Source organism: Jeotgalibacillus sp. ET6, assembly GCF_029667115.1.
Classification (GTDB): domain Bacteria; phylum Bacillota; class Bacilli; order Bacillales; family Jeotgalibacillaceae; genus Jeotgalibacillus.
This window is the reverse complement of record NZ_JARUIU010000370.1, coordinates 1-229: the sequence shown is the minus strand read 5'-3', so window position 1 is coordinate 229 and position 229 is coordinate 1. Positions and strand designations below refer to the sequence as shown.

Sequence of the window (229 nt, the reverse complement as noted above, 5' to 3'; positions counted from 1 at the left end):
CGATAATAATAATAGTCAAAAAGGTAAATACTGTTGAATATATAAGAATTTCAAACTGCTTCCTTTTCTATCCGAAAACATCATAACATCAGGTTGGCCATTATTTTTATTTTCCCTGATGTTTTTTACAAAAGCCAAAATGGATCTGGCATGAACTGTTTTTTCTCCGTTTATATAGGCAAACCTCTTAAAGAATTTATCGCAAGCTACGGGCAGCCGGACCATCTCG

1 protein-coding gene is annotated in these 229 nt (G+C 34.5%); it reads right to left on the bottom strand.

Going from position 1 to position 229, the window contains the following annotated elements:
* Nucleotides 1-15: 15 nt before the first annotated feature.
* On the bottom strand, nt 16-229 hold a 214-nt coding region (locus tag P6709_RS20445), incomplete at its 5' end, for a hypothetical protein (protein ID WP_278242699.1).